The organism is Sedimentibacter sp. B4, assembly GCF_000309315.1.
Classification (GTDB): domain Bacteria; phylum Bacillota; class Clostridia; order Tissierellales; family Sedimentibacteraceae; genus Sedimentibacter; species Sedimentibacter saalensis.
The window spans coordinates 1-241 of record NZ_CANG01000762.1; the positions used below are offsets into that span (position 1 = coordinate 1).

The window sequence follows — 241 nt, forward strand, 5'->3', positions numbered from 1 at the left end:
GAGCAGGTAGTACCCGAGAGTCCGCCAGAAGGCACCCCGGGTGAGATTCCAGGAGCGCTTCATGCCCTCGATGCCGCCAAGGCCCTCGATCGCGACGGCCGGCACGGTGTAGAGGAGCTTGGTGCCGAGGAAGAGGCCGAGTGGGACGGCGGCGAGCGACAGCAGCATGATCAGGCCGACGACGGCGACCGCGCCGGACGCGGATTCGCGTCCGCTCGATGCCACCGAGCCGATGACCGCC

General features: G+C 69.3%; 1 pseudogene. It reads right to left on the reverse strand.

Annotated elements, in window-relative coordinates:
* Positions 1-241, reverse strand: a pseudogene (locus BN358_RS26935) (hypothetical protein); the annotation flags it as partial.